16 protein-coding genes are annotated in these 15765 nt (G+C 25.6%); 7 read left to right on the top strand and 9 right to left on the bottom strand.

What is annotated here, in order from left to right; all coding sequences use genetic code 11:
- Positions 1 to 60 precede the first annotated feature (60 nt).
- The 5 genes from BR82_RS0102405 to BR82_RS0102385 form a co-directional block, all read right to left on the bottom strand.
- A complete protein-coding gene (locus BR82_RS0102405) occupies positions 61 to 1071 on the bottom strand; it encodes an ATP-binding protein (protein WP_027088869.1) in 1011 nt (336 codons plus the stop codon).
- Complete coding sequence (locus BR82_RS0102400; RefSeq protein ID WP_027088868.1) at positions 1068 to 1727, bottom strand: response regulator transcription factor; 660 nt, start codon at positions 1725 to 1727, stop codon at positions 1068 to 1070. The genes BR82_RS0102405 and BR82_RS0102400 overlap by 4 nt, the downstream gene beginning before the upstream one ends.
- A 75-nt stretch (positions 1728 to 1802) precedes the next feature.
- Positions 1803 to 1976 carry a hypothetical protein gene (locus BR82_RS17330; RefSeq protein WP_162832135.1) on the bottom strand — a complete coding sequence of 58 codons (174 nt, stop codon included), beginning with the start codon at positions 1974 to 1976 and terminating at the stop codon, positions 1803 to 1805.
- Positions 1977 to 1998: 22 nt separating this feature from the next.
- A complete protein-coding gene (mgtE, locus tag BR82_RS0102390) occupies positions 1999 to 3342 on the bottom strand; it encodes a magnesium transporter (RefSeq protein WP_027088867.1) in 1344 nt (447 codons plus the stop codon).
- A gap of 149 nt (positions 3343 to 3491) precedes the next feature.
- Positions 3492 to 4448: a glycosylasparaginase gene (locus BR82_RS0102385; RefSeq protein ID WP_027088866.1), complete on the bottom strand. Its 957-nt coding sequence runs from the start codon at positions 4446 to 4448 to the stop codon at positions 3492 to 3494.
- 201 nt (positions 4449 to 4649) lie between these two features.
- On the opposite strand from BR82_RS0102385, the gene BR82_RS0102380 reads away from it, so the two are divergent.
- The 6 genes from BR82_RS0102380 to BR82_RS0102355 all read left to right on the top strand — a co-directional run bounded on the left by BR82_RS0102380 (position 4650) and on the right by BR82_RS0102355 (position 11392).
- Entirely contained in the window at positions 4650 to 5000 is a 351-nt protein-coding gene (locus BR82_RS0102380; RefSeq protein WP_027088865.1) for an arsenate reductase family protein, read from the top strand.
- A complete protein-coding gene (locus BR82_RS0102375) occupies positions 5000 to 5785 on the top strand; it encodes a zinc dependent phospholipase C family protein (RefSeq protein WP_027088864.1) in 786 nt (261 codons plus the stop codon). Before BR82_RS0102380 ends, BR82_RS0102375 begins: the two co-directional genes overlap by 1 nt.
- A 90-nt stretch (positions 5786 to 5875) precedes the next feature.
- On the top strand, positions 5876 to 6544 hold the full coding sequence (locus BR82_RS0102370) for a response regulator (RefSeq protein WP_034863977.1): 669 nt from the start codon (positions 5876 to 5878) through the stop codon (positions 6542 to 6544).
- A 1-nt stretch (position 6545) separates the two neighbouring features.
- Positions 6546 to 7994 carry a hypothetical protein gene (locus BR82_RS0102365; RefSeq protein WP_027088862.1) on the top strand — a complete coding sequence of 483 codons (1449 nt, stop codon included), beginning with the start codon at positions 6546 to 6548 and terminating at the stop codon, positions 7992 to 7994.
- A gap of 81 nt (positions 7995 to 8075) precedes the next feature.
- Complete coding sequence (locus BR82_RS0102360; protein ID WP_027088861.1) at positions 8076 to 9869, top strand: sensor histidine kinase; 1794 nt, start codon at positions 8076 to 8078, stop codon at positions 9867 to 9869.
- A 182-nt stretch (positions 9870 to 10051) separates the two neighbouring features.
- Positions 10052 to 11392, top strand: a complete 1341-nt coding sequence (locus BR82_RS0102355; RefSeq protein ID WP_027088860.1) for a hemolysin family protein — start codon at positions 10052 to 10054, stop codon at positions 11390 to 11392.
- Here BR82_RS0102355 and BR82_RS0102350 read toward each other — a convergent pair.
- The 3 genes from BR82_RS0102350 to mnmE are packed head-to-tail and all read right to left on the bottom strand — an operon-like array spanning position 11389 to position 13854.
- Positions 11389 to 12282: a mechanosensitive ion channel family protein gene (locus BR82_RS0102350; protein WP_027088859.1), complete on the bottom strand. Its 894-nt coding sequence runs from the start codon at positions 12280 to 12282 to the stop codon at positions 11389 to 11391. The genes BR82_RS0102355 and BR82_RS0102350 overlap by 4 nt on opposite strands.
- An 8-nt stretch (positions 12283 to 12290) precedes the next feature.
- A complete protein-coding gene (locus BR82_RS0102345; protein ID WP_027088858.1) occupies positions 12291 to 12518 on the bottom strand; it encodes a hypothetical protein in 228 nt (75 codons plus the stop codon).
- Position 12519: 1 nt separating this feature from the next.
- Positions 12520 to 13854, bottom strand: a complete 1335-nt coding sequence (gene mnmE, locus BR82_RS0102340; protein WP_027088857.1) for a tRNA uridine-5-carboxymethylaminomethyl(34) synthesis GTPase MnmE — start codon at positions 13852 to 13854, stop codon at positions 12520 to 12522.
- A gap of 99 nt (positions 13855 to 13953) precedes the next feature.
- On the opposite strand from mnmE, the gene BR82_RS0102335 reads away from it, so the two are divergent.
- Positions 13954 to 14946, top strand: coding sequence for a Gfo/Idh/MocA family protein (locus BR82_RS0102335; protein WP_027088856.1), 993 nt, complete (start codon positions 13954 to 13956; stop codon positions 14944 to 14946).
- Positions 14947 to 15131: 185 nt separating this feature from the next.
- Here BR82_RS0102335 and BR82_RS0102330 read toward each other — a convergent pair whose 3' ends face one another.
- Complete coding sequence (locus BR82_RS0102330; protein ID WP_027088855.1) at positions 15132 to 15398, bottom strand: hypothetical protein; 267 nt, start codon at positions 15396 to 15398, stop codon at positions 15132 to 15134.
- Between the last annotated feature and the right edge of the window lie 367 nt (positions 15399 to 15765).

Raw genomic sequence — 15765 nt, 5'->3', positions numbered from 1 at the left:
ATCCTCCTTGCTTTTATTATAGAAAAAAAGTAATTGTAGTAACATCGATGTATCTTACAATTACCTTACGATTCTGTAATACTCTTCATCTTCAAAACAAATACTCACTTTGGTATATTGTTGAACCTTTGATTCGATCATGATCTTATGTCCTAATTTATCGCATAATGATTTTGAAATATAAAGGCCCATACCTGTTGAACTAGATACTAAACGACCATTATTCCCCGTAAAAGATTTATCAAAGATATATTTTATATCTGTTTGATCAATACCTATTCCATTATCAATGATTTCTAAAATAATATTTTCTTTTTTGATTACATTAAAACTAATTTTACAATTCTCTTTTCCACGATATTTAATACTATTACTAACGATCTGATTAATAATAAATTCAAGCCACTTACTATCACTTAAAACAGTTTTATTAATATCACCTATTTTTATCCTAATTTTTTGATACAAAAAACTATCTTGATTTCTTTTTATTACATTATTTATAATATCTTTTAAATTACATTTTTTTAATAAATAATCTTGTTCACTATTTTCTAATCGCGTATAGTATAATACTTGTTCAACATAATTTTCAATTCTATTAATTTGTTCTTTTAATTTTCTTTCATTAGTTTCATGATTATGAATCATTAACTTACTACTAGCAATAGGCAGTTTTACTTCATGAATCCATAATTCGATATATTCTTTAAAATCTTTTATATTTTGAAAATAAGTTTCAATTTCTTCATACATTGATTTATCAATTTCATATAATGAATCACATAATATTTGTCCTTCTAAAAAATCTGGTTTTTTGATTAATTCAGTAATCAAACATTTATTATCTAACTGTTTTAATTTAGTATTAAAGTCCTGATAAAACTCTTTTTTTCGATAATAATCATAACTATAAATAATGACCATAAATATTATCAAAGTTATTGAAATAACAATAATCAAACTATTTACCACTTTAAACATAATCAAAAATAATTCAATTATTAAAATCATCAAAAACCATAAAATAAAATCAACAAATTTATCTTTTATATAACTTCGTATTTTCATATTAAAATATATCCTTGGTCTCTTCTTGTTTCAATTACATCAATTAAGCCAATCTTTACAAGTTTTTTCTTCAATCTTGTCATATTAACTGTCAAAGTGTTATCATCAATAAATTTATTAGTTCCCCATAAATAATTCATAATTTCATCGCGACTTACGATTTTTCCTTGATTAACTAACAAAAAATAAAAAATACTCATTTCATTTTTACTCAGTAATAATTCGTGATCATTCTTCTCTAAAACGCTTTTTGACAAATCAACATTAACACCTTGATAATATAATTTAGTTTCTTTATTTTGCAATCTCTTAAAAACAGCTTCGATATGCAATAATAAAATCGTTGGATTATACGGTTTTGTAATATAATCATCTGCTCCATAACTCATCGCTAAAATTTCATCCATCTCACTATCTTTACTTGTAACCATGATTACAGGAATACTAGATTTTTTTCTTAACTGCTTTAACAGTTGTTGTCCATTTAAATATGGTAACTTAATGTCCAATAAAATTAAATCAGGAGCTATTTTAATTATTTCTTCTAAAGCATTATCGAGTCTTTGTAAAATTATTCCATGATAACCATTATTATCTAATAATATTTTTAATTCTTCCCGTAATTCTAAATCATCTTCAATTATTAATATTTTCATTAAATCACCCATATATATTGTACTATATTTTATTCAATATTATTGTAAACTTACAAAATTGAAAGAATTAAAATATTATTTTCCTTTATTCATAACTTTATTAAACAGTTTTTCTGTTTCTTCAAATTGTTTTAAGATAGCCTCATTACTAGGTTTTAACATTTGTGCCTGTTTATCACTAACTAAAACATCTAATTTAGAATCGATATTCTTTAATAATACTATTATTTCATCTAATTTTTCTTCCATAGTAGTTTTTCTCCTCTTCATATTAAATTAAATAAGGTAAAAATATTGTTGCTAGCCCAAGAAAAAAGAAAAAACCAAGGACATCGGTAACTGTTGTTACAAAGACCCCACTTGCAAGAGCGGGATCAATATGTAATTTTTCTAAAATTACAGGAATAAAATAACCTGCGATATTTGCTAAAATCATATTTAAAAACATCGCTAATCCAGTAACAACACCAAATATAGGATTACCTTCAAAAACCATTGAGCCTAAAGCAACTAAAATTCCAATAACTATCCCACTAATAAATCCAACTGCAATTTCTTTAAGCATGATTTTAATTGCATTTTCTTTTGTTAGTTCACCTAATGATAATCCTCTAACAACAATTGTTAAAGATTGAGTTCCTGCATTACCGCCCATTCCCGTAACAATAGGCATAACAGTTGCCAACGTAACTACTTGAGCAATTGTTCCTTCAAAAAAGCTAACTACCGAAGCTGCTAAAACAGCTGTAAATAAATTAACTATTAACCACGGTATCCGACTTTTAAATGATTCACTAACAGTTGAATCTAAACGTTCTTCAGAATCAACACCACCTAATAAATTAATATCTTCTGTATTTTCTTCTTGAATTACATCGATAATATCATCAAATTCAATTACTCCTAATAAATGATCCATTTCATCAACTACCGGCATTAAAATAAAGCCATATTTTTGAAATTTTTTCGCTACTTCTTCTTGATCTTCATTATACATGATCGTTTTCACATTAGGATTAGTAATATCGATTATTTTAGTATCAAAAGAGTTAGTAACGATATCTCGAAGTGAAACAACTCCTTTTAAGATATTTTGGAAATCAACTACATATAAATAATAAGCCGCATCTTGTTCTATATTTTCTTGTAAATATTTAAGAGTTTTTTCAACTGTATTTAAAGCTCGAATACTTATATATTCCGTAGTCATTATACCACCAGCAGTATCTGGTTCAAATGTCAATAGACGTTCAACATCTTCTTTATCGTCTTTATCCATTTTGTTTAAAATATCCTGCTTTTCTTTTTCTTCTAACTCGCCAACTAAATCAGTAATTTCATCATTAGCCATTTCGTCTAATATTTTACGTTGTTTGAAATCTGAAAATAATTTTAGTAATTCATATTGATCATCTTCATCATCTTCTTCTTCAATAACACTAGCTACAACACTATTAGGTAAATTATCCATTAACTTTTTTATACTATTTTCATCTTCATGAAGAATATCTAAAATATCTGCAGGATGAATATTAGCAATTATTTTCTTTATTTTTTCAATATCGTCACTTAATAAGATTTTCTTTAACTCTTCTTTATTTATTTTATTATTCATATGTTTCCTCCATTTTAGGAATAATTAAATGCTTTTATTACTTCTTTTTGTCATTTTATCATATATTTTATATTAATAGCGTAATTTTTATTAAATCTACGAAATATAAAAAAAGATATAAATCAAGTTATATCTTTTCTTACATCTCATTATTTTTTAACTAATGGTGCCATTCTCGCTGTCATATAATTATCTAACCATTCTTGACTGGCAGCTTCGTGAATATATTTACCATCAATTTTCTTAGTTAAGTAAACTATCGGTTTTTGTTTTGCTGTTGCAACAACAAACGAAAAACCTTCAATATTAGTTGCAGCACCCCATTGTCCTTGATTATTCATGGCAATCACTGAAATATCACCTGCTTGACCGCGACGTTCTCTTAACTCTTGATCAAACATATCAACTGCTTTTTCACAGGCTTCTTGGGGATGCATCCCTTCTTTCATTAAGCGAACAATTTCATATGACATACAACCTTTCATAATATCTTCACCTAAGCCAGTAGCACTTGCTCCGCCAACTTTACTATCAACGTAAAAACCAGACCCTGCAAGCGGAGAATCTCCAACGCGTCCCGCCTTTTTCATAAACAAACCACTTGTTGAAGTAGCTGAGGTCATTTTCCCTTGCATATCTAAACATACCATTCCCACTGTATCATGACCTGTATAAGGCTTTATTTCTTGCTCTCGAACTTCTTTGATACGATTATGATAATGAATTTTAGCTCGCTCAGTTAACATGTTTTTTCGTTCAAAACCGGCTTTATGAGCATATTTTTCGCCTCCTTGACCAACTAATAGATTATTTACTTTTTCTTTTGATAAACGTCTTGCAATAGCAACTGGATTGGCATAATCTTTAATAGCTGCTACGGCTCCAATATCTAACGTATCTCCATCCATATAAGCAGCATCTAATTCAACTTCCATTTCTTCGTTTGGCAAACCGCCAAAACCTACTGATTTATAATATGGAAAATCTTCTACTTCTTTAACAGCAGTTTCTATTGCATCGCCAGCATCACCACTATTCTTTAACATTTCCGTTGCTTTTTCGACTCCATCCAGTGCCATTTTCCATGTGGCAATAATTCCCCACATATAATTACCTCCTCTTTTTATTTAAACATTAGAATTTATTAATATCTTTTAAACAAAAAACGTATTTATATGTTATCATCTATTTCTAAACTATGCAACTTGACAAATTTTTTTCATTATCTATGATAAATCAAGAATTAATTTAGCTTAATTGTTGTTATCATATAGTTAAATGAGTTAAACTATAAATGAGGTGATAAAATGTTAAAATTTATAGAATATCCAAAATGCAGTACTTGCAAAAAAGCAAAAAAATATCTTGATAATCTTAACTTAGCACATACTGATCGTCATATTGTTGAAGAGAAATTAAGTAAAGACGAACTTTTAGCATTATATAAAAAAAGCGGTTTACCGCTTAAACGTTTTTTTAATACATCTGGTCTAAAATATCGAGAATTGAATTTAAAAGATAAATTATCAAAAATGAGTGAAGATGAGCAGCTTTCTTTACTAGCAAGTGACGGTATGTTAGTTAAAAGACCAATCGTTGAATCTTCAGATAAAGTTTTAGTTGGTTTTAAACCGGCTGAATATGATATGTTGAAATAATGCCAGCTGCTTATAGTCATTATCGTTTAGGTAAAAAAGTTATTAGCCAATTAAAATATCCTTTAAAAAAAATTATTCTTGATAATCGTGATTTATTTGATTTAGGCTTACATGGTCCTGATATTCTTTTTTACAATCGACCCTACATTCATAGTAAAATAAATCGCTTAGGAAGTGCTATGCACCAAGAAAAAGCTTATATTTTTTTTAATCGCGCTCTATCAATATTAAAGAAATCACAAAATGAAGCCCAATTTGCGTATTTGTGCGGTTTTATTTGTCATTTTATTTTGGATAGCAATTGCCATGGTTATATCAATATAGTTATGGAGGAAACAAAATTAACTCATTTTGAAATTGAAACAGAACTAGATCGTGATTTTATGTTAAAAGATGGTCTCGATCCTTTAAGAACCCATCTTACTGATCATATTTTAATCAATGATCGTATTCTTGATACGATTGAACCTTTTTTTGAAGCTTCAAAAAAAGATTTAAAAAAGTCTCTTAAAGGAATGAAATTTTATGATCGTCTATTAGTTGCTCCGCAACTATATAAAAGAGGTTTGATTTATTTTGTTTTGCTTATTTCTTTTACTTATAAAAGATTTCAAGGATTTATTGTTAATTATCGAGCTAATAAAAAAATTATTCCTTATATTAATTATCTTGAAGACTTATTTAATAAAAGTATTGATGAATCGATAACAAGCATATATGATTTCATTGACGCTCTTAAAAACAATAATTCTTTATCTAAAAGATTTAATGTAAATTATAAATAACCCCTATCGGGGTTTTTATATTAATTAATTTACTATCATTCACTTTATTTACACTAATTAATGGTACAATAATAACAGGAGGGAAATATTATGTATCAAATTTTATTAGTAGAAGATGAAAAACTAGTTCGTGATTTTATATCAGAATATTTTAATAAACGTGAAATTAAAGTTATTGAAGCAACAAATGGTTATGAAGCATTGAATTTAATTAATGAAGATATTAGTTTAATTTTATTAGACATCATGATGCCTGGTATAGATGGTTATGAGGTTTGTAAGCAAATTAGAAATTCTTCAAATCTCCCAATTATTTTTATCAGTGCTTTGTCATTAGATGACAATCAGCTATTAGCCTATGAGTTAGGAGCAGATGATTATATTACTAAACCTTTTAAACCATCCATTTTATATGCTAAATGTTTAGCGATAATTAAACGTACTTATCATAAAGATACTGATGATATCATTAAATTTGGTGAAATCACTCTTGATTGTAATTTTCATCAAGTTATGATTGCAAATCAAAAAATAAAATTTGCGCCAAAAGAATATGCTATGCTGGCTTATTTTATTAAACATCATGATCGTTTATTAACTAGAGAACAGTTGCTAAATGATCTATGGGGATATGATTATTATGGTGATGGTAGAGCTGTCGATACTTATGTAAAAAAAGTTCGTAAATTAATATCTCCATTAAATTATATAAAGACTATTCGTAAAAGTGGTTATATTTTTTCAAAGGTGGATAGTTAGAATGAAAAAAATAAAATTTAATAAAAATGTAAAATTATTACTTTTTTGTATTTTAAGTATCATTACCATTAATGCTCTATATACTTATCAAGATTATCAAAATGAAAAAAATAAACCTGAGCATATTTCTTCTTCTTTAAATATTGTAAAAAATATAAATGATGATTTAAGTTTAAGATTTGGATCTTTTGAGGATATTGTAAAAAATAATATTAATCGAAATTATTTTTTAAACTTTATGGCTTTTGATGATTCACTTAACTTGATTTATAATAATAATTTTAATGATATTGGTTTTTCTTATAAAACAGAAAATATATCTGAAAATTTGATTAGTTTAAAACATTTTGATCTACAAACATTAAAAAATATTTATACTTTACTGCATGATTCTGTTGATAAAAAAGAAAAAGTTGTTGCTACATTCAATTATGATGCAATTAAAGATGATGGTACGATCGTTATAAAGGAAATACTTTATTTTGAAATAAATGGAACTGTTTTTTATAATGGAAACTTTGATAATTTAATCAGTAAAGAAATTACTTTTTTAAGTACCCCATTTGGTGATTATGGTATTGACGAAAATGATAATATTTATATAAATGATTATGATTATAATATTTATAATTATTTGGCCGATAGTTTAAATGATGTAGTAGCATCAAAAAAATTTGATGATAATGGCTATTATGAAGTTATAAATCCAGTTAATGATTATATTCATCCTATCGATTATTATGATGAAAATGATCAGCATATTAAAGCTGATGTAAAAATTTGTTTTCAAATATTAGATTATAAATATGGTGCTTATTATACAGATGAACAAACAGAAGAGAAACTTTATGGTTCCTATCATCCTGATAGTGGATATATAGTATGGTATGATTATGAAAGGGATGGTAATAGTTATACATTTGTAAATTATTTATCAGATCATTATTTTAATTATCTTATCTCTTTATTAATTATAATTGTTAGTTATTTTGTTATTAAAAAAATCAATCATGAAAATAATACGATTATCGTGGAAAAAGAAGAAAATATTATTCCTTCTAAGCCTAAAAGAGAAGTTTTTAATAAAGAATCTGTTGACTTAGAAAAACAACTTACACAATTATATAATAATAGCAAAAATTTATTAGTGTTTAAAAAATTAAATCTAAATTATTTACCTAATGATTTAGTTGTTCTTGGTAATAAAAATGAATTGACTAAAGTAATCAATGATACATATTATTTTATTATTAATCACAGTCATCCAAATGATACTTTAACAATTAAAATTGAAAATAAAACTATTTATTTTATCAATAACGATCACTCTATTACAAATAAAGAGTTGGAAGAATTAGATGATATATTTGAAATACTTGAAGCCCATGATTTTAATTATCAGAAAAAATTAGATATTAATAATTATCAAATAATTATTAATACTATTTAAAGTTTCACCTAAATTACACATAAACAACACTTGACCTACACATATTAAAGCTATAATTATAAACGAAAGTAGGTGAAAGATATGAAAAAATTTAGTTTAACATTTAAAATTACTGCTATTGTTCTAATCAGTTTTTTAGTAATTTTAAGTTTTGAAGCATACCAGGGTTATAATCGTTATAAAAATGCTGCTATTAAAGAAAAATTAATTGACAATGAATATGTTGATGTTATTAAAAATGCTATTTATAATGCAGCTATTGATCATAAAGATCTTACGATTGATCAATTAAAAAACGAAATCATAAATGATACTAATGAAGAATCAAAAAGTTTTTATGCTCTTTATAAAGATTATGATGAAGATGAATTAGAGGAATATCGTAATAATACTAAAGAACAGTATATTTTAATTGCTGATAAAGATGGCAATTTAATTAATGCTTCTGGAATGTCTGATATTTTCTTTATTCATGATCTTGATTATATTGGTCTTTTAAATGATAATAATGATATTTATGTCAATATTAATGCTAAAGATATTCCTAGAATTGTTAAGACGATCAGTGATAATTGGGATAATGGATTAAATGTAAAAGTATCTACTACTAATTTTGAAATGACAAATGATAATATAAGAATTATTGATAATCCAGCTTATTTGAAAATAGGTAATGAAGTAATTATTGATGGTGCGTATAAAGATATCGAAACTATTTTTATTGATCATATTAGTTCATTTTTCTATAAATTGGAAAAAAATAAGCCTATTGATAATTATTTTCTTTACTCATATCCTTTTTTTGAAAAAAAGGTAGCTTCAAAAGTTACTAATACTTATGAAGAAGGAAGTTATGAACAAGATAATACAACTGTTGTCTATTCATATGCAGCAATCGAAGATAACAATTATCAACCTTTTGGTTATATCTTAAAAGTTGGTCTGTATCCTGATTTAAATAAAAATGTATTTATAGACTATTTAAACGATAATATCTATAGTTACTTATTATCTGTTTTATTTGTAATTTTGATAAGTGTCGTTGCTTCAAAAATTATTACTAAACCAATCAAGTTAATTGAACAGTCTACTAAAGAAATAACTAAAGGGAATTTTGATCATTATTTAAAGATTAATTCAAAAGATGAACTAGGCTCATTAGCTCATAATATAAATATAATGAATAATACAATAAAAAATAACATTGATGATCTAAATAAAAATATTATTAAAATAAAAAAATTAGAAAATATTCGAAAAGAATTTATTGCTAATTTCACCCATGAAATAAAAACACCATTATCAATTATTAATGGCTATAGTGAATTAATCGAAGACTGTGATGATAATACGAAAAAAGAACGATATCTATCTATTATAAATGAACAAACGGAAAAAATAAATCAGCTAGTTCTCGCAATGCTGGAACTATCAAAATTGGAGTCAAATCATATCAAATTAGACTTAGAAGAATTTAATTTAAATGAGTTAGTTACTACAATTATAGATAATCTAACATATTTATTGAAAATCAAAAATATTAAAGTTGATTTTTATAGTGATGATTCTACAATAACAGCTGATAAATTTAAAATTGAGATGGTTGTAAAAAATTATCTAACTAATGCCATTAAACATACAAATAATCATGGAATTATTAAAGTTATTATTAAAAATAAAACATTGTATGTCGAAAATATGGGTAAACACATTAGTGAAGATAAATTAGAAAATATTTGGCTTAGCTTTATTAAAGATGATCGAGATGGTACCGGCTTAGGTTTAGCTATATGTAAAGCTATTTTAGATTTACATCATTTTAAATACGGTGTCGAAAATATTGAAAATGGTGTTAGATTTTATTTTCAGGCTTAAATTTCTAGGCCATCTAATTAATTTAAACAAGACAAAATATAATATTATAAATTATATCAACATTTTATCATTTATTAATCAAATCTTAACAATCTTAACAATTAGTCTATATTTACAAGTTAATATGTATTTGATAGAATATCTTCTATAAAATTTTAATTAATAAAGGAGTGTTTTAAATTATGGATGCAGGCCCCGAGTCTTCAATCACATTACAAGTAGTTTTAATCGTTTTACTTACTTTAATTAATGCTTTTTTTGCTGCTGGTGAAATGGCTATTGTTTCAGTAAACAAAAATAAAATTCGTCGTTTAAGTGAAGAAGGAAATAAAAAGGCCAAGTTAGTTGAAAAATTGCTTGATCAACCGACTAATTTTTTATCAACCATTCAAGTAGCAATTACATTAGCAGGATTTTTTAATTCAGCAAGTGCTGCTACTGGTATTTCTGTCAGTCTAGCGAATATTTTAAAAAATTGGTCAATTCCTTATTCTGATACTATTGCAGTAGTTTTAATAACTATTTTAATTTCTTTTATTACTTTAATTTTTGGTGAATTAGTACCAAAAAGAATTGCTTTACAAAAGGCTGAATGGTATTCAATGTTTTGTGCTAAACCAATTTTAATTATTAGTAAAATTGCTAGTCCATTTATCAAAATATTATCATGGTCTACTAAATTTATTCTAAAATTATTTGGTATGAGTGATGAAAATGTTGAAGAATCATTATCACGTGAAGAAATTCGTTCAATGGTTGAAAGTGGTCAAGAAACTGGTGTTATTAATGAAATTGAAACTGATATGATTAATAATATTTTTGAATTTGATGAAAGTCTTGCTTTAAATATAATGACACCACGTACTGAAGTATATTGTATTGATATTAACGATCCTTTAAGTGAGAATATCGATCAAATGATGACAATGCAGTATACACGAATTCCTGTTTATGATGATTCGATTGATAATATTATTGGAATTTTAAATATGAAAGATTTTTCAATAGAAGCTCGAAAAGCTGGATTTGATAATGTTGATATTAAAAAAATATTAAGAAAACCATATTTTGTTTTAGAAACAAAAAATACTGATGATTTATTTAAAGAATTACAAGAGGATCATCAGCATATTGCTATTTTAGTTGATGAATATGGAGGCTTTTCTGGAATTGTTACAGTTGAGGATTTAATTGAAGAAATTATGGGAGAAATTGAAGATGAGTATGATCTTGATGATGAACCTAAATTACAAAAAATTGATGATTATAATTATATTATAGATGGTAATTATTTGATTGAAGATCTTGATGATCAATTAGATTTAAAATTAAATAATATTAATCATGATACAATCAGTGGTTTTGTTATTCATTTATTAGGTGAAATACCTAGTGATAATCAAGAACGTACTGTAACATATAAAAATCTTACATTTAAGATTACTGGTGTAAAAAATAATCGTATTACAAAAATTAAGTTATTGATAGATAAAAAAGTACCGGAAGCTAATCAAGATGATTAGTCTCCGGTTTTTTCTTCTCCATCTTTTTCATTTGTCAATTGATTATTATTTTCCATTATAAATACTCGATGAGGATATGGAATCTCAATTCCTTCTTCATCAAAACGAGCTTTAATACTTAATCTTAGATCTGATAATAACTGAAAGCCGGAAATATTATCTTTTGATAATAATGTTGCTCTTAACTGAATTCCACTTTCATTGAATTCAACACAATGTACATTAACAATTGGCTCATGTTTTTTCTTTTGCGCTTTTGTTCTTCCATCTAAACATAAAGGATGTTTAGCACCTTCTTCTTGAATTATAGCAATTGCTCTTTGTAAATCACATTCATACGATACTTCAATAAATAAATGATTGGCTTTTTGGGCTTTTACATTTGAAATATTTTCAATAATTGCTTTATTCATAATTGTATTAGGTATAATAACCTGAGTTCTTTCAATTGTTTCAATAATACTTTGTCTCATTGATATATCAATTACTGTTCCCTTAACATTATATTCTTGAACATTTACAAAATCACCTATTTTATAAGGCTTATATGTAAGGATCATAAAACCATTGATCATATTACTAGCAGCTTCTTGTGATGCTAATCCAACAACAACTGCTATTATTCCTCCACTAGCAAGAAGAGCCCTGATAATTGACTGCATTGCTGTAATTTCACTCATGATCGTTGCTACAACAATTGTCACTAAAATAACTTTTTTTACACGCATTGGAAAAACTAATTTTAAAGGATCAGTTATTTTCTTTTTCATAATTTTATTTATGATCTTATTAATAATTACAACAGCAACTATTAATAATAAAATACTAATAACACTATTAATTAATCCATTAACAAATAAACTATCTATCTGTTTATAAATTTTTTCCATCTCATCACCTACTTAGATTTTGATTTAAAATATTTTCCAATAAAATATAAACATATCGATTGTATTGCTCCAATTATTGCAATTATTAATAATATATAACTAAACCAGAATAATATTTTATTACCTATATTAAATGCATTAACAACTAAAAATATAACAAATGCTATTGCTGCTATGATTCCAAAATATTTAGAAATATTTAAAAATTTTGTTGATATTATTTGATTTTTATCCATTTTATTTACCTATACAAAAGCGTTTAAATAATTCATCTAATAAATCTTCTTTCGCTTTTTCTCCTAATATTTCTTTTAAATTATTCCAGCATTCATATAAATCTGTTACGATCAAATCAGTTGGAACCAGCAAATTCATTGCTTCTACAGCTTGTTTCAATGCTTGACTAGCTCTTTGTAATAGCATTGTTTGACGAGCATTAGTTAAGATATGATCATTATTATCAATGATTTTTCCTAGTTCAAACATCTTTTTTATTTGCATTATTAGTTTATTGATATCATTATTCTTAGCACTAATAGCTACTCCTTCTATATCAACCTTGATTTCTTGGTCAGTTTTATTAATAACAACAATTCTATTTTCTTTTTCTGTCAAATCTAATAATTTATAATCATCATCAGTTAATGCCATAGACCCATCAATAACTAATAATACCAAATCAGCCTGATGAATCAATTCTTTAGATTTTTCTACACCCATACTTTCAATAAGATCATCAGTTTCACGAATACCAGCTGTATCAATCATATTTAAAACAATTCCATCAATACTAATACTTCCTTCAACAATATCTCGAGTTGTTCCTGCTATATTAGTTACAATTGCTTTATCTTCTTGTAACAATGCATTTAATAAACTACTTTTTCCAACATTTGGTCGACCAATTATAACTGTTTTAATACCATCTTTAATCAAACTAATATTTTTAGAATCATCTAATATTTTATTCATTTTATTTAAAAGATTTTCACTTAATGGTAATAAAGATGTCGCAGTTAATTCTTCAACATCATCATATTCAGGATAATCAATGTTAACTTCTATTTGTGTAATGATTTTAATCAAATCTTCTTTTAAATCTTCAATAAAATTACTAATATTTCCAGTAATTCCTTTTAATGCTAAATCTGTAGCATAACTATTTTTAGCAGTAATAATATCACTAATTGCTTCTGCTTGTGATAAATCTATTCTTCCATTTAAAAAAGCTCTTTTACTAAACTCACCACGCTCTGCCATTCGAGCACCTTGTTTTATACATACTTCCAAAACTCGTGACGTAATATATACACCACCATGACAATTTATCTCCACCATTTCTTCGCCAGTAAAAGTTTTCTTTCCACGATAAATATTGACTAACACTTCATCAATTTTTTTTCCTTCATCAATTATATAACCATAATTAATTGTATGACTTGGTTTTTCAAGTATTTTACCAGTAAAAAAATTTTGAACAAACGCAATACAATCAGGCCCACTTATTCTAATTATTGAAATAGCAGCTTCTAAACGACTTGTTGCAACAGCAACAATTATATCCTCATTCAAAATATCACTTCCTTTATCTTTTGTATTTTATCATAAATTATTATTAATTAATATACCCAAACAATGTTATAATACTATTAGATAAGGAGGATATTTTAAATGAAACTTGGAATTATTGGTAGTGGCATGATTGTCCATGATTTATTATCTTTTATTGAGATTATTGATGAAATTGAATTAACTGCTATTTTAGGGCGTAAAGAATCAAAGAAAAAAATAGAAGCATTAGTTAATAAATATCATATTAAAAAATCTTATTACGATTATGATGAATTATTGAAGGATGAAGAAATTGATACAATTTATATTGCTTTACCAAATCATCTTCATTATGAATATACTAAAAAAGCATTATTATGTAATAAACACGTTATTTGTGAAAAGGCTTTTACTTCAAATGTAAAAGAGCTTGATGAATTAATTGAATTATCTAAAAAGCAAAATTGTCTTCTCTTTGAAGCAATTACTAATCAATATTTACCAGCTTATAAAGAAATTAAAGAAAGATTAAATGAAATCGGAAAAATTAGTATTATTTCATGTAATTATTCGCAATATTCTTCACGCTATGATGCTTTTAAACGTGGTGAAATTTTACCTGTATTTGACATTAATCAATCTGGTGGAGCTTTAATGGATTTAAATGTTTATAACATTCATTTTACAATTGGTTTATTTGGAAAACCAGATAGAGTCCAATATTTAGCTAATATTGAAAAGGGCATTGATACATCAGGTATTGTATGTTTAGAATATCCAACTTTTAAAGCAATTTGTATTGGTGCTAAAGATTGTGGTGCTCCTATTACTTCAACAATTCAAGGTGATTTAGGATGCATTAAAATAGAAGGTCCCACAAGTACTTTAAGTGATGTTCAAATAATCAAAAATAATGGTGAAAGAAAAATTATTGATTCAAGTAAATATCATCGTATGTATGAAGAGTTTAAAGAAATGGCTGGTTACATAGATAATAAAAATTATGATATATGTCATAAGATGCTTGAACATTCTAGAATTGTAATGGACGTACTAACCAAAGCCCGTGAAAGTGCAAATATTATCTTTGGCTGTGAAAAGGATATAAAATAATATATTAATAAAAATAGAGCAGATAATCATAAAAGTTCTTTTCTAATTTTAGGGTAAAAATATAAAAGGAAGAATTAAAATCATAGATAAATTCTGTAATTTTAATTCTCCCTTATTTTTAGTTACCCATTATCGAATAAGAGCTTCATAAAATATCTGCTTTTATTTTTATATTAATTTTTCTTTTAAATCAAACCAAATAACTGAATAATTCCATATATTGAGCAAATAATATAAAGTATAGCAACTAATAAATAAATTATCTTTTTTCCCTTTGAAAAATCATCTTTCATATACCATACATAAAACAATTTTTCTACAAAAAATAATAAGCCAAAACAAATAAATATTATTCTATTTCTTTCCTGAAAGAAAAAAGGAATTAATATAATATAAATAAAGGCTATTTTTGAAAAAAAATTATCAAATTTTAAAATATTATTCTTTTTCATAACCGCTCCTCCTCTAAAAATTTTTTTATTTATATTATTAAATTTTATTACTTTTCTTATACTCATTGTACTAAAACGCTACGCGTTAGTTCAATTCTTTCTTTATATTTTCTATATTTTTTTGTTTGCCATCTTTCTTATGATGGCTTTTTTTATTTATAATTTAGTTGTCATTTTATACAGAAAGGACTGATTAACTATGAATACTAAATCTATAAATGACAAAATTGCACAATATCCTATTTTAACCGATGTTAAAAATGAACTTCTTATCAGAAATCTTTCTCAAAGAACTATCATCAACTATATGGATGGTATAGCTCGCTTTTTTGACTTCATTGAATATGATAATGAATTTGAAATCTCT

Origin of the sequence: Thomasclavelia saccharogumia DSM 17460 (genome assembly GCF_000686665.1) — a bacterium.
Lineage (GTDB): Bacteria > Bacillota_I > Bacilli_A > Erysipelotrichales > Coprobacillaceae > Thomasclavelia > Thomasclavelia saccharogumia.
Note: the sequence above shows the minus strand (reverse complement) of the source record. Positions and strands in the feature narration are given on the sequence as shown.